We start from the raw sequence: 22,823 nt of genomic DNA, 5'->3' as shown, positions 1-22,823 counted from the left end.
AGTTGGTAATAAAAATTTTTGAAATCTAGCTAAATTAACTAATTAGATTTAACTTTATTAATATTCCATTGGCTATTTTGCTGATTCCATACTAAAAAAAATTGTAAAGATTGAAACACTTGTCTTCCAGTTTTCATTCTATAGGTTAAATCTACATTAACGATTGCTTCTTGAGGATAAATACTCACTAAATTTACACGGTTAAGATTAACATAATTTACTTTTGTCCACCATTCTATGTAGGAGTTATAACCCTTGGGATGTAATTGAGAATTATTCCGTAATTCTTCAGATAATTGATTCCATGCTGTTTGATATTGCGATTGATTAATTGCTGAGTAGTAATTTTGTATAGTATTTTCAAGAGAAGCTTGTTGAATAGTTGAAGCCTGGGTAGGATTGAACTGTTGCTTTTGCCTAACAGAGGGGGAAAAGGAAGCACTGTTATTTTTGTTTATAGTCGGGTTAGAATTGTTAGCTTGTACTGTGTTTAAACTCATCTCTATTTCAAACGTTCTAGAACCAATGGGTGTTAAAATTTCAACAGTGTAAATCCCCTTTTTAGGTAAAGTGGTACTGTTAAGAAGTTGTTGCTCTGGGGTGTAAATCCACACACAAAGATTATCGTCAGTTTGATAACTAAATCGTTGACCTTTTTCAGCTTTAAAGGTATAGCCAATCGCTTGGTCTTGTTTAGCTATTCCTGATTCAATGATAGGCTGCTCAGAAAGATTGATAGATTTTACATTTTCTGATTTGAGAACAACTTTTGGGGATTCAGAACATAAGTCTTCTTCTTCCCTAGAACTAGGAGAAAAAGTTGTTTGTTGATTTTGAAAGCCAGATAATTGGTTAGGGAGAGATTGGCAACTACAAGTTATTAACATTATACCAATAATTAGCCATTTCATGAGAAAATTATGATTTTTTAAGCTAAATTCGACCTAATATACAATTGATTAATTAATTTAAAGAAAAACGTTAAATTAATAATTTTTCTTGATTTTATAATTATGTCACTTGACGTTTTAGCTGTTGTCCCCAAATATAAAAGGGAATAACTCCGCCAACTCCCAAAATAAAAATAATTATTAATAACATTATTAAACGGACTTTTAAAGGCAGTGAGCGACCAAAAATAGTGATCCGATATTTTTTCGGTTGTGATTTAATATTTTGGACTAACACACTAACCTGATAAGGTCTTCCTCGGTCAGGATTAGGTTGAAGATAGGAAATTTCATACTCTCCCAATAAAGCATTAAGAAACAGTTGAAGGTTTTCGGCAATAGCATCAGCATCTCCAGAAAATTCCGAAATTCCTCCTGTAACTTTTGCAATCTCTTGTAATCTTTTTTCATCGACAAATTCATCTTCAGGGACTTTTTTAAGATTGACATGACTACGGTTTGCTGGTTCTCCAAGCTGGTATTTTTGACCTAGTTGTTGAGCCGTCAATCCATAGCCTAAAGTATGTACAATGATTTGATTATTTTTTTTCAAAAGCTGATTTAAGGATTGAAAATCTTGGGCTTCATTAGGTTTATTATGATAGCCATCTGAGAGAAGAATAATAGACAGCCTAGGTTGAGGTTCTATCGGGTTCCCTGATGAATCAAGCGGATAAAAACGGGAATCATTTTTTTTACCTAAAAATCTAACTGCTTTACTGAGAGGTTCATAAAGATTAGTAGAAGCACAAGGGGAAAGACTAGCTAAATTATCTAAGAAAATTTGTAATTTTGCATCATCAACACGAGAAAAATTATCTAAGGTATTACTGTCAATAGGGTATCCAGCACAATTTTTTCCTGGGTCGCCGAAAGGTACAATAGAAACTTGAGTATTGCCTCCTCGGTCTTTAGCTATTTCTGTAAATTCTCGAATGGCTTTAATTGCTCCTTCAATTTTAGTGGTTCCTCGACTGTCTTCTTTTGCCATACTGCCGCTCATATCTAATAAAACAATAATCCAAGCTGGAGGCGGTATGGTTTCTTCTGGGGATTTCCAATTAAATGTTACGTCATTATAAGTTTTGTTATTTTCTATATCGACTACTTCAAGATTGAAGTCTGTATCTTGTAGTTGTATCATCGGTTTATCTGCCGTATCTGTGACTTTGACGCGAAGGGTTACTTCTTCTTTTTCTACAATGGGGTCACGTACAACCTCAACCGTTTTGACTTGTCCCCAACTCGGCAGACTCAGAGTTCCTAACATTAATAAAGATAGACTAAGCTTGGGGATCGAGGAATCGATTATAGTAGACAAAACGATAAACTTTTTCATCATAGGGGTTATCTTGTTCTTTCGGATAAAAGGCTAAAAGATAATTATGTTTTAAGGGAACTGGATCACGAGTTCCTAAGCGATCACCATTAATGGCAATGGTGTGATAAAATTTAGCATTAGGATAAAGAATAGCTTCACGAATTTTGATTTCGATATCAGCCGAATGTAAAGGGAGTGATGGAATACAAATATCAGCCTTTTCGGCGGAACCTATTTTAATTTTTCCTGTTGGAGGTAATTGAATAGATAATCCTTCTTCAATTCTAGTGTCTTCTACTTCTTCTTCATTACTAAAAGATTTACTCACAAATTTGAGAGTTTTTTGAATAGAAGGGTAAAGAGAACTTTCAACGGTTTTATGGGGGTCAATATCTTCATAAATGGGACCTGTATATTCAAATCCTTTTCCGGCTCTTAAGGCGGCAATATAACTAGGAGAACTGGTTATACTAAAAGCTAATCCTAAAAGCAATCCTAACAGACTAAAGCCTATAGGATCTTCTATATTTCTAAATTCTGGAGGCATAGTTTGTAATCCCATACGGATTAATTCAAATAATCCTGCTGCAATTAAACTAGCGGCACTAGCAAAGATTAAACTCTTTAAAAATCGTTCTTGAAAGCGTTTTTTATCTCCGGCTTCTAAACTATAAAATTGCCATGTTAAGCCTTCGGCTAACCCGACGGATGCGCCAATTAATAACCATCCTAACATTCTTACAATAGGGGTAGGAACTCGAATTTGAGGTAAGAATAAAATTTGCGAGATTCCGCCAGAAGCTAACCCGGATAAAATGCCTAGTAAAATCGCAATGACTAAAGGAATTTTGGCAATACGAATGTTAAGTTTTAGCCGCGTAGGATTACTAATGAAAATTTCGTTCATAACCATACCGATTGCTAGAGATATGGCAATACAGGGAAAAAGGATTACTTCGGGAAACTCTTTTAAAAGTCCAAAGTCTGTTAAAAAAAATTGTCCTATATTCCAGCCGATTAATGCTGAAGTTATGCCGGCGAGTAGATAGAGATATATCCTCATATTCTTTTCAATTTTAATACTTTAAAATTAAATAGTTTTTGGTGGATTTAAGCGAGTATTTTTTGTACATATATCAGGTTTACTTAAAAGTTTTATTTTTAAATAATTTTGAGCTATATCACATTTTAAAGTATTGTAAGTATTACCGTTTTTTTGAATAATCCCATCTCTGTGTTCTTCTTTTGCTTGCATAAAGTAGGCTTGATAATTAATAATTGCTTTAACCCATTCTTCTTTTTCTGGGTTTGTATTCTTTTTTTGAAAATTTAGATTCTTTGCAAGAGCTTGTGCAATGGCATTTTCAACATCTTCTTTTTTTATATTATGGACAGTTATAAATTCCTTTGCTAAACCTTCTAAAGACTCTTTTGTCTTATCTTTACTTTCAAATTGATTAACGGCTGTTTTTATTTTAACTGTTAATTCATTTTGAACAGGTTGCGGTGATTGATTTGAGGCAGTTGTTTTTGATGAAGAAGGTTTTTGAGTAACTTTTGGTGATGGAAAAGTTTGTTGACTAGGGTTTGCTGATGAAGTAGGTTTTGGAGAACTGTTTGATGCTTGAGCATTTGGGATTTTTTCGGGAATTTGACCAATATTATCATTATGAAAGTTAGAAGCATTTTGAGCAGTCTTATTTCCAATTAAATAGCCACCTCCAAAGCCTAAACCAGTAAATAGAATTAGCAGAGTTAAAACAAAATAAACAGGCACGATTTGACCTCCTATTTTTTGAATAAAAATTAAAGCTTCTTCCCAGTCGGTTACTTCCCTAGAAATATGAATTCCATAAATATAAACGCGAAAAGATGATATTTCTGCTTTATCAAATACCTCTTTTGGGACAAGTTCTTGAGCTAGATAGTAAAAAAAGATTGAAATGCTATAGTCTTCTAAATTTTCAAACAACTGAGCGATCGGTAAATACTCTTTATTAAAAATAATATTATTGGAATTCCAAGCTTTATCTAAATCATCAAGAATTGGTTCCCAGGCTTTATTATTAAAAAATTTGAGATGATTATTGGTAGCTAATGAACTGAAATATTCTCTAGGATAAGCTTTTTTGAAATTAAAATCATCCTTAAGTTTTTGTTTAAGTTGAGTTTGATAAGCATTCCCCCACAGTCCTGTATTTAACTTGAATAACCAGACAGCAGGTTCTACCTGATCCGGATAATTAATTAAATTGGCAATTAGCCATCTAACCCCCTCTGTTATTCGATTGTCAATTTCTGAGCATTGCCCCCTTACTGTATTTAAAACTTCTTGCTGAAACCTTTCAGATACTTCATAATGAGCGCTTTGGTTTTCCCGTTTTTGCATCCACCCCAGAAACAGAAATAAATGAGTAGGACGTGCGATCGCTTGTAAAGTCATCAGCCGCACCATTGAGGCGCTATAAATTCCCTGAGATAAAGCATCCTTTGCCCCTTGACTATCAAAAATAATCTTCCAGTAGTTATCATCAATTTTAGAATTTTTTAGGGCACTGTCAAAAATTTTTAGTTGATCTAACTTAGGTTTTTCTCGACTCATTAAACCCTTTATCGCTGTCTTAATTTGTCCTTCTTCGGCTACAACCGTTGAAAGTTTTGGGGTAGTTGTTTTAGCTTTTTGCAGAAGTTGTTCTGCTTTTTCGCTAACGGCTTGAATAACTTGAAAGCGGGTAGGAGTTTCTAAAGCTTCTACTTTGTAAGCCCATGCGATCGCCTCAATACCTCTGCTTTTCTCCTTTGCCATCGCATCAATAATTAAAGGAGTACAGGGTTGATTATAAGGAATAATAATCGGTGCTTCGTTATGGAGTAAATTTTGCAGTTCAGATTTTATAGGAACATTTGAGGTTTGAACTGTGTCATATTGATGAGGTTGTCTAATGGTCTGGATATCAAATGGATCAAAGATCAGCAACCCTCCCTGAGTTCGTAGCCAGCAGAGAATATCGGTCAAATGCCCTAACCCTTCAGCTAAAAAGTAGCGGTATAAAGAAACACTGCGACCTCGATCATCTCTGCCTCTTGTTACTACCGCCACTACTGACCATCGTTCTGTCGTTCCTTCAATTTCCCGCCCGATTATGGCAGGATCTTCTCTTGATGCGCCCTCCGCAACGGCAAATTCTCGGTTTGTAATAGCGCTATGAATGGCTGTAGGTATAGGATTAAGGGTTTTGTTCATATAATCTCCAGTAAACCCTCGGGACACCCAATCTCTGCCATCGCCGTCCACTTGGATTCCGGTACTGAACTCATGGATGTATAAATTAGCCATTGTTTTAATCCTTGTCTAGCTCCTTATGACGTTGACCAGTACATAACCAATAGATAGGGGCGACTAACCCGAAGGGCCGCCAATGTTTGGTATCTTTGATCACTGAGGTTGTTCCATCCCGATCTCGCTTTAATTTGACAGCATTGGGTTCGGGAAAGCGGCTTCCCAGCATCCCGAAAGCGGAAGTATTAAAATAATCCACCTTTCCCCCTCCAGTTAATGACCATGTTTCCAGACGTTGGAAAACTTGTGGAAAACGATTTTGGGCTAACTGTTTCGGTTGGTGGCGATTTACCCATAGATGGGGTTGTTCGCATTTACTCATGACAAAGGCAATACGACGAGATTGTCCGGCTAGATCGTTTTGATCCAATGCGGCTAAAAATTTGTCAAGTCCATTGGCATATTGCTTATCTTTGCGTTCAGTTGTGCCATCTATCAGCAGCAGAATTCCGGTAGCGGCTACACAATCTTCTAAATAATCTTTTAATTTGGTATCTCCTGCTTTATGAATGAGGTCGGCCAAAAATTCACCCGCATAGTCTTTGCAGTTAATATTCAACCGCAATAGCTTAGAACTAATTCCTTTTTGGGGATTTGCAAGAGAGAATTCTTTTTTAAGCATAATGCTGATGCCATAGTCTTTGACATCATCAATATTGGCACTTAAATCTGTTGGCGGCAGTTCTAACCCTTGTTCGAGAATCTCTTGGGACATGGTTATTAAAGAGGCTCCTGCATCCCCAAAAGGTGTAACAGATTGCACAGGGCTGTTAGAATTAGCATTAGGCCAGTAAGCCAGAGATGCCATGTAAGCGGTTTTGCCAGCACTGCGATCGCCAATAAGACGAAGATTTGCACCGGATTCAAAGGTTTCAGAATTCGTTGAACCTGTCAATTGTTTCTTTTTTAGCCAATTAAGCATAATCATGATGATTTTTTCGTTTTAGGTTTTTGACTTAACCAGTACAAGGGTTGAATCAGGTTATAAGGTTGCCATTTAGAGGGATTTCTCAAGACAGAAGCTGGTTCTCCTTTTACTATTCGGTCTTCTCGATTAGGTCTGGGATCGTTTCTACCTAAAACTCCAAAGGTAGAAATAGCAAAAAATTTAAGATTTTTCTGAATAATTCTGTCTCTTAAGGTTTGCCTAGTTCGGCGAAGATGCACTCCAAATAAATCTGTTTCCGGATCAATTCTTCCTGACCAAATTTCTCCACGTTCACATTTACTCATCGCCACAGCTAATTTTAAATTTTGAGAACGGCCATAGGTATCCATAAGATCAATAAAGCGACTCATCACTCGGTTGTAAAAATGATCTGTTTCTGGCTCCCATCCCGTTAAGAGAATTAAACAACCATTAACATCAGTAAAACAATCATTCATAAATTCTTCATGAATTGGGTCAGAACTACTCCCATTGACAATATTTTCAAATACTTCTCCGGGATAATCTTTAGCTGTTAAATAAATGATTTCAGGTTGACTGAGTAAATTTTTTTTAACTTCAATTCCAAAAGAATAATAAGATAGCTCATCGACAGTAGTAACACTCTGTCCTGTCGGCTCAAAATCTGCTCCTTGAAGCAAAATGTTTTCTGCTTGTTCAGCTAATTCTCTAGATTCAGGGTTTTGTGGTTTTATTTTAATTCTTTCTCCTTTTACTCCTTGTATACCCTCATTTTGCCAATAAGCTAAAGCGGCTAAATAAGTTGTTTTTCCTGAACTCCTGGGACCGATAATACAAATATTTCCCATTATTATTTCTTAATATCATGTTGATTTTTGTAAGAAACTACCTAGATAAATCCAAGGTAACTCTAGTAAGTCTCTATTTTTAATAGTTGTCATAAAACAACGAACTGATAGCCCTTGAATATGACGATTGAGTTCATTAATTTGAGGATAGAGGGGGCGAAAATAACGCTGTAAAACATATTGATCTCTTTGTTGCCAAGTTAGGGGAGAACGGTAAGGCTTATAAGCCAATTTCTGAGCCTCTACTTGGAGATCAGAAGCAAATAAATCTGCTTTATTTAAACATAGCAAAAGATGGCGAACTTTAGGACAATCTTGGCGAAAAAATTGAACCCAACGTTCAAAGCGATTACACCATTGTTTTTTAGTAATAAAATTATCGGGGTTAGCTAGGGTGGGAATGATCAGATCTCTATGGGGTGGGATAATTAAAAGAATTCCTTCTGCTCCTCTAATAGTATCTAAAAATGCTTTCCATTCGGTTTGTTTGTTTTTTTGCCAACTTTCCCTCCAAATTTCTCCAGGGGTGTCTACCCAATCCAAAGAAATCTTTTTTTTTCCGGCGGGAAGCTCTACCTCAATTTCGATATTTTTATCATAAATTGCTTCCGTCGTGAGGGAACCAGTTGGTTTCATGTCCATTCGTTCTTGATCATAAAAAAAGCTAGTTAAAAACTGATAATCAGGATGAGTCACTTGTACATAATTATTCTTCGGGTTAGCCAACTCCATCAATAAATGGGTTTTGCCTGTGGCACGATCTCCAATATAAATCACCCCCAAACGCTTCACCTCCTATGGGTAACGCTTCATTGGATTAGACTATAGCTTTTTTTGAGCGTTATATTTTATTCTGCCGCTTATTTCTATGATTTTACATAAAATTTAAGTTTTTTGTAAGAAAAATTAAATTTTACATCCTGTAAAACCTTCATAATAGTTAAGGGAGAGTTAAAGAGCAACTGAAAATGAGTCAGGAGACGGAAATCACGTTAACGGTGAAATCGGAAAACAGGTTCTTTCGGCATTGTGGGGAAAAATTTTCATATAGATTCAAAATTCTCTCTGGTGGGAAGGGAGCGCGGCTCAAAACTTGAGGACGCGGATTGGGGTGCGGAACTCGTTCGGCACTGTCGCTCTTGCTATGGTCGGAACTTGTTCCGAACGGACTCTTAAATAATGCAGAACTAATTATTTCTGCGCGAGTCCTATGTATCTAACAACCTTTTCAAATTTTGTTCACATTTTTCGTTGAGGGAAAGATTATTCAATTCTTGAGCTAGTATTAAGGCTTGTTTCCAGTAATTAATACCCGACTCTATATCATGGGTTTTTTCTTCAAATTCTGCTAATCTAATCAGAGTTTCTAATTCTAGATATTGCTCTCCAATCTTTTGAGCTATGTCTAAACCTTGCTGAAGATGTTGATAAGCTAAATCATCTTTTTGAGTGATACTATAAATTTCTCCTAACCCAATGCAAGCATGGGCAAGACTAGCTAGATCTGAAATATCTGAAGCTTTTTTCTTTTCTTCCTCAAAACATTTTTGAGCTTGAGCGAAATTACCCTGTTGACCATAAATTGCTCCCAAGTTTCCCAAGGAAAAAATTATTCCTGCTTCATCATGAAATTCCTGGGATAATTCGAGACTTTTCTGAGTATAACTAAAAGCGTTTTTTAAATCATTAATGCGGTGAAAAGCCTCTCCTAAATTCCTGAATGCAGTTGCTTGATCAATATAATTTTGAGTGTCTTCAGTCCATTTTAAATGCTGATTAAAACAAGAGATAGCTTGATCAATTTGTCCCTGATAGCCATAAAAATTCCCAAGGTTTAAATAAGCAACATTCACAATCTCGTTTTTTTCTGGAGATTCGGGAAGAAGTTGAGCTAAATTCAAAGTTTGCTCAAGACTCTTTTTGGCTTTTTCATACTCACCTAGTATCCCATAGATTGTTGCTATGTTTCCTTCTCCTCTTGCTTTCCAAAAAGAATTATTTAATTCCTCAGCTAAGGACAAGAGTTGCTCAGCGTACTTGAGTGCTTTAGGAAATTGTCCCAGTTCTCGATAAATATAACCTAGTTCATTTAAACAGATAAAATTCGTTGCATCATCAAGATGCCCTAATAATCCTTTACACAATTTTATTTCATCTTCGTAACGTCCCCAGATACGTAATTGTTTATATAGGGGAAAAGAAGTTTGCTCATCTATTTTTAAGGGCAAATCAAACAAATGTTTTGCCTCTTTATACCAATCTAATTGACATAAGCAGAGGAAGGCATCTACATAACGTTTCGCCCGTTCTTGAACAGATAAATCTTGTCCTGTCTTGTCTTTTATATAGCGTTCATAACCGATTAAATGCCAAATAAATGCTCCAAAATGAGCTTTTTCAAAATGACTTCCCGTGGCGGCTAAATTTTCTCCTTTTTGTTTAACTTGAACGAGTTCTCCAAAAGCAGTAAAATTGACATTTTTCAGTTTTTCTTTAACTCGTAATTCAGCAAAGTCAAAATTATTTATCATTTTCTTATCCTTGTTGGTAGTCTTCTAAAAGTAATGAACTGAATCAATATAACCTGTTATATAGCAGTTCCCATAATGGTGAGGTACAAAGTTTGTTGGTTTTAGGCAACAGGTAATAGAGGATAAATTTGGTCTGCATCATTAGAGTAAGAAGCGTTATATATCAGGAAATATTTGGAAAAATACTTACCTTATTTATCACGCTTATTTTTGGGTGTTTTTAAATTCTTAAAAGCAACATTGCGAATTAAATTATGCTGTTTGATATGTATTTCATTTCCTGGGTGTTGTTGAATTTCTACTAAATAACGGTTGAACAAAGTAAGAAGAGCTAGTTCTAAAGCTTCTTCTTCATATTCTAAATATAACTGAAGTTGAAAAAACCAGGCTTGTTTTAATTCAAAATAGGGATAAACTGAGCCATAAATTAGCAACAAATAAGCCGTTTCAAAAAAAGATTCAAGTCTATCTATTGTCCCTTGAATCTCCTCTTCTAAAATTTTTTTGATTAAGTTTTCTTTCTCCGATTTATTACTTAATATATTGGTTTTATAATAATCATTGATGTCTGCCTGTTCAGCTTCATCAATCATTCTTTTTACTCGTCTAAATCGATCTTTATTTTCCTCCCAATATCTCACTATATTTCCATTTAATCTATTAATAATATCACCGGCAATTAAGCGTAAAGCAAGAGGATGTCCTTCATAAATTTCTCCAATGTATTTAAGATGAGCGCGGTTAGTTCCATCGAGAATCAAATCGACTTCTGCTTGTTCAAACAAGCGTTGAAATAGTTGAATTCTTTCCTCTGCATTTAATCCAGTTATTGCCTCAATATGCCAATAATTTGTCTGACCAAATGTTTTAAAATCTGCCGGTTTGTCTTGAGAAGTAATCACAATTCTACTCGGAAAAGCTTCGGCTTCTACTATCTTTTGAAAAAAGTGTCGCCAGAGAGGATCTTTAAATCGATTACTGCCATCTTCAGTTTTTCCTTCTAAGAGATTTTCTACTGAATCAAGCCAAATCAACCGACGATGGGCTACAAGATTATCAACCAATTTATTTAATAATTGTTGTGGGTTCTTTGCTTGTGTTCCCGTCACAGGTTCATCGACGCGATGTAACAACTCAATAGCCACACTGGTAAAGTTTTGTGCTGTGGGTTGGGATTGTTGATTATCGGGTTGATTAAATCCATCAAAATCGATGGGGACTTCAGGAGGAAAACCGTCTTGGCATAAAACTTCCGCTAATTTGTAAGCTAGGGCTGTTTTTCCAATACCTGTTATTCCCGTAATTACCATAATGCGACAGTCCCCTTTTAGCTTGTTGAGTAATTCACTTTGAACAGACTCTCGTCCAACCCAGATGGGGGCAATGTTTTGCGTCAGTTTTTCTAAGAGATTATCAAGTTCAGCGACTCTTGAAGGCTCGATATTCAAAGCTTGGCAAAATGCGAGAAAACCTTGCCATTGAATGACTTCGCCTCTTAAAAACCGATCTAAAGTCTCTGGTGTGCAGTTCAAAGCGTATCTTCGGACATTAAAAAATTCTTTCCAGGGAGTATCAGGTTCAGCAAATTGACTAGCTTCTGTACATAGATGCTCTCTAGTCCAGCCTTCTTTTTGCTTTTGCGTCCATCGTGTTTTGATTTGCTCATGTCCCGTTTCAGAGAGTTTTACCTTCATTGCTCTTTATTGAATCTACAAAAACTTCAGTTTCTACTATTGATCACTTTAGCTATTAAATTTCCATTTTTTGAAAATAACGCTTTTGAACTGACTAATCAGAAACTAATTGTTTCTCTGATAATTTATTTAGGAAATTTTTAAATCCTCCTAAAACTCGCTAGTACAAGCCTTTTTGAGCTTTTGACTGCTCAATGGTTTTGATTTCTTAGCTCAAGAAAAACGAAGGGTTTCTATGCCTTCGCTCCTGATGAAGAGTGCCTCATTGCTCGTTGTCCTCTTCATAAGGGTAGCAAAATGGCTATTTCTCACATAATCAACCAAACCAATGATAAACAGTTTACCTCATTATCATCTGTATTATCGTCTACATCTGTCCGGGTACTGTCGTCGGATGGAGTCGATGTCAATCACTCATTTAGTGGTCAAATACGAGAGCATCACTATGAGCAACTTTCTTGTTGGCTTGATTTAAAACCAAATGAGGAAAACGATTCAACGGTACAAACCTTTGAAACACTAGAGACCAAAAATTACACACAAAAAGATCCCCTATTCACTTTAAGGACTGTACGAAGAATGTTACAGGATAACGGTCTTCTCTTTGTCTATGATATATCCCAAACCCCTAATATTGAGCAATGTGTGAAGATTCTGTTTTCTTGTACTGGATTTAGTTTGTTAAGTAACATTGGCAACTGTTGGATTCTTCGCAAAAGAGCGTTACTTTGTTTTGATGTGCCCAAGGTCAAAGGTTATCTGGTCAAGGAAGCAGAAACACAGGCAGAAATGGAATCTTATTTCTTATTTCTCAAGAAACGCTATCCTCAATCGCAAAATTATCGCCGAGAAATCGACGATTTATTTACTCACCAATCGGTTATTTTTTTAGCCTATCCTGAACAAAATCCGTCTCAGGTAATCGGTGTTGCACGTTATACCTATTCTATTGCTGAATATGGATACTATTTGCCTTGTCAACTGGCAACACTTTGTGAAGGAAAACACACAGGAAAGCAACTAATATTACCCGAAAATGTAACAAGTATCGGAGAAAGTCTCGCTCTATATGATAAACAGGGAACTGGCAAAATAGGAACAAGTTATCTTGTTTATCAGCAATTGATTCGGGCTATCTTGACTTACAAACATGATATTGCCCACACTGAAATTTCATACACGACTTATCCGAAAGGGGACGAAACGATTGAAGCACTGTATAAAGAACGTTTTGGATTTAAGCATACTCTTCAGGATAATGAAAAGGTTTGCTTAAAATATGGAACATTTGCTGGTCAATGGTATCTCATTGAACTGGAGCAGCCGATGATTAAGCATCAGTACCACAATCCTGACCAGATTTTTCAGAAACTATAGGAGGCGTTTGCAGTGTGAAGTCTAGCTTAATAGGTTTCATATAAATATTAGATTTTGGGAACTTAAGGTAAATTATCTTGAAAATTAGATATATCCTTAAGTGTCCCGAAGTCAATCTCAGCTTTAGATGTCATATTCCTTGCTCTATAAGGGTTTGAGGCTATTTTAAATAGATACCATGTTTGGGGAAATTCCCAAATTATTCCCAAGCTATACTGGCATACTAGGTGCGGTCTGTTCAGCCGAAAGTTAGAAATAAGGGGATGACTGGCTTTTGTCGAGTAACCGATAGGGTAGAATTCGCACTTTACCTGAATCAATTGTATAGTTTTGGTGTGTTATGTATCAACAACAAATTCAACTTTTGGGAAATCCTTGAGCCGACATTCCGCAGACTGTCGCCAATGCCAGAGTAATTCCATTCTACTAAACGAGTAATCGTGCAAAGTACAGAGCAACTATACTTTTAAGGAGCGCATTCATATGTAGTGTGCTGCTATAGGTGATGGTTGCAGAATGTGGGTTCAATAAACAGAGTCAAAATTACTGCTTCTTTTTCAAGGGCATTTTTTAAAAATGGAAGTAAATCAGAGTAACTCGGTTAAGCAGCCATTAAATTTTGTAACAGAGCTAGCGAACAATCCAAAGGGTTTTCAAGAGCTTTGGGAACGTCTGGAGCGCGATAAAACCCTGAATATTCAGTTGACTGGGGCGAGCGCAGGGGCATGGTTTGTGCTTGCCAGTATTGTCGCTGTATTGGGTGGTTCAGGAAGCGCAATTGGCATGATCTTTTTAGTCGCACTGTATCATTTTGGCTGGGGTTTTTATGTTATACGCCACATTTTTGGCTATGTTTTGTCAAAAACAACCAGATTAGTTGTTTTTACAGAGTGGTTGAGGGATTACTGGCGTTGGTTCCTGTTTGGTTTGACTGGTCTCTTATTCCTGTACTTTTCTGTCTGGTTTGGTACGATTGCCTCTTTGATTGTGGGAGGTATCGCCATGAAAAAACTGACAGGGCCATTACGTCAAGAATACTTTGCTGGTAGCCGTCCAATGCTATTTCGATGGTTAGAAAGTGATTATCGCCGGAAGTTGTCCTCTAGGGATCGAGGGATATTCTTTGGTGGTCTGACTATCCCTTCTAGCGAAGCTCACACTCACTTTCGCATTACTGGTGCGGCAGGAAGTGGTAAGACGAATCTCCTAAGACTCTTTATGCAATCGTTTCTCCCTCAAATACAGCCTGGTAGTCACAACAGAGCTTTAATTTACGATCCGAAAAGTGAATTTCTGCCTGTTATTGTGGGAATGGGGGTATCGCAGAATATAGTGAGAATCCTCAACCCGTTTGATGATAGGGCTTATGCTTGGGATTTAGCTAAGGATTTAACCCGTGATCGAGATGCTAATGAGTTAGCCAATATTCTCATACCAGAAAAACCTAACAGCCAGGGAAATTCTGATTTCTTTGACCAAGCATCCCGAAGAATTCTCTCTAGTATTACCCGTTTTTTTATGCGTTCAGCCCCTGGCGCTTGGACGTTACGGGATTTAGTTCTAGCCGCCCAACACCTTGAACTGATCACTCTGCTTTTAAGTCAGGATAAAAAACTTAAACGTAGTTTACTGGTACTTGGATCTGGCGATACTATCGGCAATGTAATGAGTACAGTAGCGGCTCGCATTGGGGATGGACTGGAAACGGTAGCAGCGCACTGTGACTACCATATTCGTGAGGGTCGAACTTTTACCCTTTCTGAGTGGTTAGAAGGAAGTTCAATTCTAATTTTGGGAGCCGATCCTGAATCAGAATCGACCTTACAACCCCTTAACCAACTGTTATTTACCCGTGCATCTCAAATGTTGCTCAGTCGCAAGGGAGCAGAGCAATCTTGGGGAACATCCTACATCATTCTTGATGAGCTAAAAACATTGGGGAAAATCAACAAACTTGATCAAATAGCTGAGATGGGGCGTTCTTTTGGGGTTTCTCTCACAATTGCCTTTCAAACTTATAGCCAGCTAGAACAGGTTTATGGAGATAAAGTCGCTAATGCTCTAATTGCTCAGTTTGATAAATCTGCCTATTTAAGAACAAAAGACCAACCAACTGCTAAATGGGCTTCTGAGCAAATAGGAGATATGAAAGTGGTCTGGAAGGGTGTAAACCAAAGTCATACTCAAGGCCAAATGCTCTTCAGTGGCAGCCAAACCGAAGGTTGGGGAGAGCAAAGAGATTCTAACCCAGTAGCCCGTCCAGATGACTTTATGAATATGCCTAAACCTGATAAAGACACAAGACAGGGAATTAATGGATGGTATCGAGTTGATAACCATGTTTATCACCATGAAATTACTTCATCCTTTTTAAGTCAATATCTGATGTCTGAATCAAAGGGAGTCCGACGGTTAATTGAAGTTCCCCAACTTGCTGAGGATTTGAGGTTATGGGATGAGGAGGATGTTTACCGTTTAGGGATTCATCAGGTTCTCGCTGAACTTGATAGCGAGCAACTCAAGAATTTACCTGTGGAGGATTGGATTGAGTTGCCTGCTCCTCATAATGCTCTTTCCCTTCCTGGGGATTTGGACGACAGTTCGGATGAGGACTATTAATCTAATCATTTATCAACTATTTCAGAGGTTTACAATGAAAGCATTGGCTATTATTATCAACATCTTTTTCCCTGGAATTGGTACTTTAATTGTTGGCAAAATTGGAGAAGGAGTAGCTCAATTTATTTTGGTTATTATAGGAATGATTTTATGTGCGACTGTAATATTCTCCTTCATTGGTATTCCCCTAGTTCTAGCTATGTGGGTTTGGAGTATTGTCAGTGCTGCCACATCCCGTCCAAAAAATCAAAATTTTAGGGACTAAATCACTTTTTAAAAGTAAGCCGGTCTAGTTTCATTAGGCGACTGTCTTTCTTGATTTTTTTGAGATATTCTACTTAATTCACGAGGATCATAGAAATTATGTCAATTCATAAACTTGATCAGGAAATTAAGGAGCGGTTTCAGAGCGCAATAGCTTCTCTAAAATCGCCTGATCCTGATGACTATAAGGGTACTGCTGAAAGAGAGTATCAAAAGGAGTTAGCTCGCATTCTCCAAAAGGATGGGAATAAGGCGGCTAATGTCTCTACGGATCAGCGTATTGCGGGTAAACTAAAAGCGGCGGGCTATGATCTAAGAGAAATCAAAGAAGTCATTGAAAATTATAGTCCAATGGCTGTAAAACCTACTGAACAACAACGTCAATTGTATGCAAAAAGTATTGCTCAAAAAGCACGGGCTTTTAAAGGTGTTGTTCAAGAAAAGCAGTCAGAAGAACGTCGTATTAATTATTTACAAATAGATACAAAAACTAAATTTAATTCCGAACTAACAACTAATCTTGAGGCACAATTTAAATGGATTCATCTTGATCAATTTTACGTCCTTTTAGAACGAAATAAAAAGATAATCTATTTGCCAAAAGAAACACTTATTAATGATAAACATCACGTAATAAGTGTGTTTGTTGTTTCACAGGCTACTTATCAAGATGACAATTTTCTTCTTACTTCATCCGATGCTGATGATTTGAAGAATTATTTTGTTAGTCAATCCTTATTAGAAAATGTTGAAATAGTGGTGGAGTAATTTTTATGAACACTCGGCAAGAAGACTTTCGTGCAGCAAGTCAATATTCAGTAAATTCCAATGGACAAGCTGTATTTTATTCGGGAGGAGCTAATTATTACAGAGCCTATTATTATGCCAATTCCAGTAAAGGTAAAGCAGCAACCCTTGAACGAACTGATACTGGTCGTGCTTTGTTTACTCTCAAACCACTAAATAAGCAGACAAATAATGTTTTTACACGTCATCCTAAACCCTCCGAATATAAGCCGCCACGACCAGGTGATCCACTCAAAGATAATAATTTTGCAGATCGGTTAGGCAGAGTTTCATCTTGGCGTTTTGCAAAGAGTGCTTCTGGCGATGTAAAAACTTTTGTATGTGGAGCAAGGTCGGATTCAGTTTTTCGTAAAATAGAATTGCCAACCCTGATTAGAAATAAAAAAGTTACATCAATAAACGGTGTTGATCGAAAGCATTTTGAAAAAGCGTTTAAGCAAGACCCTAGTGGGAAAAAAGCTTATCGTATGGCTTGTTTAAGTGAATTACGTCAGGATCGTCGTTTAGCTCAAAAAACAGGAGATAAAAAGCTGCTTGCAGATGTCAAGAATAGACAAAATTTATACAGAAGTGAATTTGGGAAAAATAAATCTCCTGTTCTTTCAAATGATCGGTCAGCAAAACTGACTAACAATGCTCGCACTCCTGTTGCTCAATCTCAGCAACCGAAAACATCCAGAAGTATCGGCAATAGTTCCACTAATCCTTCTTCAAGCCAATCTCTGACCAAGACCCCATCGCCAAGCACAAAACCAAAGACGGAAACGCGCTCTCAAACACCTCCGCCTCAGCAATCACCAAAACGTAGTCGTTAACCTGAGTGTCAGACACAAGTGGCTGTGTCTGGAAGCCTTGACATAGATTGACAATAGAAAAAGCTAACGCTCTTTTATCGGTTTTGGGTAGGTTCTTATTAACAACCCACATTCCGCAGGTAAGTCAACAGAGTAAATAATATTTTTGACAGAAGGAACCATCGAATATTATGGCTTAACTCAGGCAGAATCACCTAATATTCACAGATTAATTTAACAAGCTAATCGCAGTTATAACTAAACATATATTTATATTACGAAATTTTATTAAAATAAATGTCCAATCAATATCTATCTTAGATAAGAAAAAAGATGAATAACTAAGAGAATAAAAACAATGTCAAGTGACCAGAGTATCAAAACTATTTTTTCTCAGAAATCATTTTTAGCCATTGCGGCTGAAACTTATGAAAGCTATAAAACAGAAACAGGCGGCATTTTTTTAGGAATTAGAACCCCCAATAAATGGTATATTTTAGAAACCTTAGATCCGGGTCTAAATCCTATCTTTCGCCCCGGCTATTTTGAGTATGATAATGCTTATATTAACCACCTGTCTAACAAAATTGCCAGATTTTACCGAGAACCTATAGAAGTTCTTGGGCTATGGCATAGACATCCGGGCAGTTTTGATTACTTTTCCTTAACTGATGATAGAATTAATAAAAAATATGCTTCTCAACATTCTGAGGGAGCTATTTCTGCCTTAGTTAATTTTGACCCATTTTTTCGATTAACTATGTATCATGTTTCCCTCCCTTCTCAACCTCAGTTACGACCCCAATATACTAAGCTTTCTATACAAATTGGAGATCAATTAATTCCCAAAAAATTACTAATTATCAAATCTTTATCCGATTATTTATCAATATTTAATGATTAATCTTATTCAATTTAATTCCATAACTATTAGCTTTTTTGTCCCTTAACTTAATTGACGATGAGTGAATTATCAGGCTATAATTTTCAAAAGTAAACTTTCAGACTATGCCCAATCTCAATACCAGTCCTACCGTCAAAAAACGAATTTTGCTCTTCTTAGAAAGACTATTAACTCATGTTAATAACGAATCACCAGATAAAGGTTTTTGGTCGAATCAACTATCCTATCAGTGGCTGAAAGATAGTGAATCACATCCTAAGCTGATTGTCAATACAACTTTAAAAATATTAACAGATTTTTGTCACGGAATTACTAAGCAAAAGTTAAAGGCTACCATTACTGTGGAACAGATGAGAAATGACCTTAAGGTTTTACAAGAATGGGAAATACTAATAGATAATAGAGTCAAAACTCAAGGCACAGCAAAATTGCACTTTACTCTAAATCTTTGGCATTCATCGACAGAAGAAAATTTGAGAAAATTTGAGGAAGAGTGGGATAAGCGTAAATCTGGTGGCAGCCCAAACTTAGCTAATCAAACAGAAATAAATTATGATAATTTCGGATTGATTCCTGATATTTCTCAGATTTATGGTAGAGAGAAAGAACTAGCATTATTAAAAGAAAAGTTTTTTCAAAATACTACTCCCTGTAAAATTATCGGAATTTTAGGAATAGCAGGAATCGGAAAAACATCCCTTATCTGTAAACTTATTGAACAAATTCACGAAGAATTTCGCCATGTTATTTATTGGTCTTTTTTGAATCCCCCTTTACCCCTAGAATTTCTTGAAAATACAAGTAATATTATTTCACAACATATCAGTTTCAATGCAGAAGATAAATTTAAAATAAAACTGATAAAATTTATCAAGATACTAGCAAAATCTCGTTGTTTATTATTTTTAGATAATATTGATGCAATTATTGAGGATGAAAACTATCGAGAATATAGCGAAATTTTACAAGCAATTGGTCAGTCAAAGCACAAAAGCTGTTTAATTATAACCAGTCGAAAAATTCCTCAAGAACTTGAATCGTTAGCAGGAAATAAGACTTCAACCTATTTCCTAGAGTTACAAGGACTTGACTATCAAACTGGACAGCAAATTTTTAGAGATATTGACACCTTTCATGGCTCAGACGATGAATGGCGATTTTTAATTCAACAAGTCTGTCATGGCAATCCTTTATTCATCAAATCTATCGCTCATCATATTCAACGACTTCATCATAATAACCTCTCGGATTTTCTTTTGAAAGGTAATCTTCTTATAGAAAAAATAGAGTCTATTTTAAATTCTTACTTTGAGCAACTATCTGATTTAGAAAAAGCGATTATTTTTGAGTTAGCGATTAATCGAAATCCAGTTTGTTTGTCAGAATTAAAACAGAATATTATAATTGAACCTGACAGCAAAAGTATAGAAGAAGGGATTAGATCATTATCTACAAAAATTCTGTTAGATAAAAAAGATGACTACTTTACAACACATCCTCTAATGATTGAATATTTCACTCAAAAAATCATTACAATAGCAACAGAAGAAATTAAAACTAAAAATTTCCAATTATTAAGAAGTAACGCCTTGACTAAAGCTACTGTTTCGGATTATATAAAGAAGATTCAAGTTAATGTTATTTTACACCCAATAATTAAGAATTTAATTCATAATTTTCAAGAAAATAATGTAGAAAGCAAACTAATTGAGTGTTTAAATACATTAAAACATAAGCCTTCTGGACAAATTGGTGGCATTGCTGGCAATATTATAAACTTACTTAATATACTGAAAAAAGGTCATTTAAGACACTATGATTTTTCCCATATCCCTATTCGACAAGTCGATTTCTCAAACATTAAACTCAACCAAGTAGATTTTTCATATTCGCAGTTTTTTGACTGTATTTTTCCTCAAACTTGTGGCAGTATTTTATCAATTTCTTGTAGTCAGTTCAATCGCTCTCTTCAAAGAGAATATCTTTTAGCAACTGGTGACAGTCATGGAATGATTTACCTCTGGAAAGTCAAACAAGACGGAAAATTAGAATTAAGCAAAAGTTTTCCTGCCCATGGAAGCTGGGTGTGGTCAGTAGCCCTAAATGCTGAGGGACAGTTACTAGCAAGTGGAGGACAAGACGGAATTTTAAAAATTTGGTCTATTACAACAGATCCATCTCTAAATTGTCATTCTTTGCCCCATCCTTCTCAAAAACATCATGCTCCTATTAGATCAGTTACTTTTAGTCCTGATAGTAAGTTTCTAGCGACAGGAAGTGAGGACAAAACTATCAAAATATGGTCAGTTGACACAGGAGAATGTCTCCACACCCTTGAAGGGCATCAAGAACGAGTAGGTGGTGTTACCTTTAGTCCAAATGGTCAACTTTTAGCAAGTGGGAGTGCTGATAAAACTATCAAAATATGGTTAGTTGAAACTGGAAAATGTCTCCATACTCTTAAAGGACACCAAGATTGGGTTTGGCAAGTTGCCTTTAGTTCAGATGGTCAACTTCTAGCAAGTGGCAGTGGAGATAAAACCATCAAAATATGGTCTATTATAGAAGAAAAATACCAAAATATTGATACTTTAAAAGGACATGAAAACTGGATCTGGTCAATTGCTTTTAGCCCAGATGGTCAATATATAGCCAGTGGTAGTGAAGATTTTACACTGCGATTATGGTCAGTTAAAACCAGAGAATGTCTTCAGTGTTTTAGGGGATATGGCAATCGATTATCATCAATTGCTTTCAGCCCCGATAGTCAATATATCTTGAGTGGTTCTATAGATCGTTCTATCAGATTATGGTCTATTAAAAACCATAAATGTCTTCGACAGATTAATGGTCATACTGACTGGATCTGTTCAGTAGCTTTTAGCCCCGATGGAAAAACATTGGTAAGTGGGAGTGGAGATCAAACGATTAGATTATGGTCAGTTGAAAGTGGCGAAGTGATTAAAATTTTACAAGAAAAAGATGATTGGGTTTTATTATATCAAGTCGCGGTTAGTCCGAATGCTCAATTGATTGCTAGTACCAGTCACGATAACACCATCAAACTCTGGGATCTCAAGACAGGTGAAAAGTACACTTTTGCCCCAGAACATCAAAAGCGAGTGTGGGCACTTGCTTTTAGTCCCAATAGTCAAATGCTGGTGAGTGGTAGTGGAGACAATTCTGTTAAGCTTTGGTCAGTTCCGAGAAGATTTTGTCTCAAAACTTTTCAGGAACATCAGGCTTGGGTATTATCAGTAGCTTTTAGTCCTGACGGAACATTAATAGCAACTGGTAGTGAAGATCGAACTATTAAACTCTGGTCTATTGAAGATGATCTGACTCAATCTTTGCAGACTTTTAAAGGTCATCAAGGAAGAATCTGGTCTGTTGCCTTTAGCCCTGACGGTCAGCTATTAGCCAGTTCAAGTGATGATCAAACGGTCAAACTTTGGAAAGTCGAAGATGGTACATTAATTAATAGTTTTGAAGGTCATAAATCTTGGGTATGGTCAGTGGATTTTAGTCCCGAGGGAAAGTTACTAGCAAGCGGGGGTGATGACGCAACAATCCTAATTTGGGATGTTGAGACAGGTCAACGTCGTCAACTCCCGTGTGAACATACTAAAAGTGTGAGGTCAGTGTGTTTTAGTCCCAACGGTCAAACATTGGCCAGCGCAAGTGAAGACGAGACCATTAAACTTTGGAATGTAAAAACAGGAGAATGTCAAAATACTTTATATTATCCTAGACTTTATGAACAAACAAATATTACGGGAGTAGAAGGGTTGAATTGTGAAACGATCAACACAATGAAAATTTTAGGAGCGTTTATTGTCGATTAACAAGATTCGTTTATTGTTCATTTTTCACGGGGTGCAAGATGTGAGGTTTCCCAAAGTTAATAAAGCCTTAATGCTTCAAAGTCCTTAGCTGACAAGGGTTTTCCACTTCAAAAAGTTGTTAATGCTTTGGGCAAAGTAGCCAATTTATGATGGGGACACATTATTAAGCGAACGCGCTGCGTCAGTACGTGAGCCTGTTTGCAAGAAGTAAAAATGCTACTTTCATAAGCCTATTTTTTTGTCAATAGGTGACTCCTAAATTTAATAGTTTCTCATTACAGTTCATTTAAACTAAGGAAAAAATCATGGCAACTATTTACGTTAAAACCGGTTCCACAGGAAATGGTTCTGTATGGAATAATGCCTATGGCAATTTAACAAGTGCTATCACTGCCACACAATCAGGGGATGAGATTTGGGTAGCGGCAGGTATTTATAAACCCACTACGGGAACGGATAGAACTGCAAGCTTTACTCTGAAAAATAATGTAGCTATTTATGGAGGATTCACCGACACAGAAACTGCCCGAAATCAGCGTAATATTACTAATAATGTTACGATTTTAAGTGGTGAAATTGGCGCGGCGGGAATTAACAAATTGTAACAAATGGGAAAGTT

The 22,823-nt window shown here is 36.4% G+C and carries 17 protein-coding genes; 8 read left to right on the top strand and 9 right to left on the bottom strand.

Translation table 11 applies throughout. The features are described from left to right. Positions 1-38 precede the first annotated feature (38 nt). From CYAN7822_RS35065 to CYAN7822_RS31120, 9 genes are all read right to left on the bottom strand, one after another. A complete protein-coding gene (locus CYAN7822_RS35065; protein WP_013334911.1) occupies positions 39-911 on the bottom strand; it encodes a hypothetical protein in 873 nt (290 codons plus the stop codon). A gap of 100 nt (positions 912-1,011) precedes the next feature. Next, complete coding sequence (locus CYAN7822_RS31155; protein WP_013334910.1) at positions 1,012-2,292, bottom strand: vWA domain-containing protein; 1,281 nt, start codon at positions 2,290-2,292, stop codon at positions 1,012-1,014. Beyond that, a complete protein-coding gene (locus CYAN7822_RS31150; protein WP_013334909.1) occupies positions 2,234-3,334 on the bottom strand; it encodes a hypothetical protein in 1,101 nt (366 codons plus the stop codon). The genes CYAN7822_RS31155 and CYAN7822_RS31150 overlap by 59 nt, the downstream gene beginning before the upstream one ends. Positions 3,335-3,361: 27 nt before the next feature. Next, positions 3,362-5,608: a hypothetical protein gene (locus CYAN7822_RS31145; protein ID WP_013334908.1), complete on the bottom strand. Its 2,247-nt coding sequence runs from the start codon at positions 5,606-5,608 to the stop codon at positions 3,362-3,364. Positions 5,609-5,612: 4 nt separating this feature from the next. Then, on the bottom strand, positions 5,613-6,539 hold the full coding sequence (locus CYAN7822_RS31140; protein ID WP_013334907.1) for a hypothetical protein: 927 nt from the start codon (positions 6,537-6,539) through the stop codon (positions 5,613-5,615). Beyond that, the gene (locus CYAN7822_RS31135; protein ID WP_013334906.1) at positions 6,536-7,369 is read right to left on the bottom strand and encodes a hypothetical protein; all 834 of its coding nucleotides are present in this window, start codon (positions 7,367-7,369) and stop codon (positions 6,536-6,538) included. The genes CYAN7822_RS31140 and CYAN7822_RS31135 overlap by 4 nt, the downstream gene beginning before the upstream one ends. A 15-nt stretch (positions 7,370-7,384) precedes the next feature. After that, positions 7,385-8,152: a P-loop NTPase family protein gene (locus tag CYAN7822_RS31130; RefSeq protein ID WP_013334905.1), complete on the bottom strand. Its 768-nt coding sequence runs from the start codon at positions 8,150-8,152 to the stop codon at positions 7,385-7,387. 425 nt (positions 8,153-8,577) lie between these two features. Continuing rightward, positions 8,578-9,900: a tetratricopeptide repeat protein gene (locus CYAN7822_RS31125; protein WP_013334904.1), complete on the bottom strand. Its 1,323-nt coding sequence runs from the start codon at positions 9,898-9,900 to the stop codon at positions 8,578-8,580. A 191-nt stretch (positions 9,901-10,091) separates the two neighbouring features. After that, entirely contained in the window at positions 10,092-11,594 is a 1,503-nt protein-coding gene (locus CYAN7822_RS31120; RefSeq protein ID WP_013334903.1) for an ATP-binding protein, read from the bottom strand. A gap of 297 nt (positions 11,595-11,891) precedes the next feature. Between CYAN7822_RS31120 and CYAN7822_RS31115 the strand changes: the two genes are divergently transcribed. From CYAN7822_RS31115 to CYAN7822_RS31080, 8 genes are all read left to right on the top strand, one after another. Continuing rightward, entirely contained in the window at positions 11,892-12,971 is a 1,080-nt protein-coding gene (locus CYAN7822_RS31115) for a hypothetical protein (protein ID WP_013334902.1), read from the top strand. A gap of 576 nt (positions 12,972-13,547) precedes the next feature. Continuing rightward, positions 13,548-15,590 carry a type IV secretory system conjugative DNA transfer family protein gene (locus CYAN7822_RS31110; protein ID WP_013334901.1) on the top strand — a complete coding sequence of 681 codons (2,043 nt, stop codon included), beginning with the start codon at positions 13,548-13,550 and terminating at the stop codon, positions 15,588-15,590. 34 nt (positions 15,591-15,624) lie between these two features. After that, positions 15,625-15,855, top strand: a complete 231-nt coding sequence (locus tag CYAN7822_RS31105; protein WP_013334900.1) for a hypothetical protein — start codon at positions 15,625-15,627, stop codon at positions 15,853-15,855. A gap of 98 nt (positions 15,856-15,953) precedes the next feature. Then, positions 15,954-16,622, top strand: a complete 669-nt coding sequence (locus CYAN7822_RS31100; RefSeq protein WP_013334899.1) for a hypothetical protein — start codon at positions 15,954-15,956, stop codon at positions 16,620-16,622. A gap of 5 nt (positions 16,623-16,627) precedes the next feature. Continuing rightward, positions 16,628-17,476 (top strand): hypothetical protein, encoded by an 849-nt coding sequence (locus CYAN7822_RS31095; protein ID WP_013334898.1) that lies wholly within the window; start codon positions 16,628-16,630, stop codon positions 17,474-17,476. Between the two features lie 337 nt (positions 17,477-17,813). Beyond that, positions 17,814-18,359 (top strand): Mov34/MPN/PAD-1 family protein, encoded by a 546-nt coding sequence (locus CYAN7822_RS31090; protein ID WP_013334897.1) that lies wholly within the window; start codon positions 17,814-17,816, stop codon positions 18,357-18,359. Positions 18,360-18,463: 104 nt separating this feature from the next. After that, positions 18,464-22,204, top strand: coding sequence for a WD40 repeat domain-containing protein (locus tag CYAN7822_RS31085; RefSeq protein ID WP_013334896.1), 3,741 nt, complete (start codon positions 18,464-18,466; stop codon positions 22,202-22,204). 305 nt (positions 22,205-22,509) lie between these two features. Beyond that, positions 22,510-22,809, top strand: coding sequence for a hypothetical protein (locus CYAN7822_RS31080; protein WP_013334895.1), 300 nt, complete (start codon positions 22,510-22,512; stop codon positions 22,807-22,809). Positions 22,810-22,823: the final 14 nt, after the last annotated feature.

Origin of the sequence: Gloeothece verrucosa PCC 7822, from assembly GCF_000147335.1 — a bacterium.
Taxonomy (GTDB): Bacteria; Cyanobacteriota; Cyanobacteriia; order Cyanobacteriales; family Microcystaceae; genus Gloeothece; species Gloeothece verrucosa.
The sequence above is the reverse complement of the archived record's forward strand: the minus strand, read 5'-3'. Positions and strand labels throughout refer to the sequence as shown.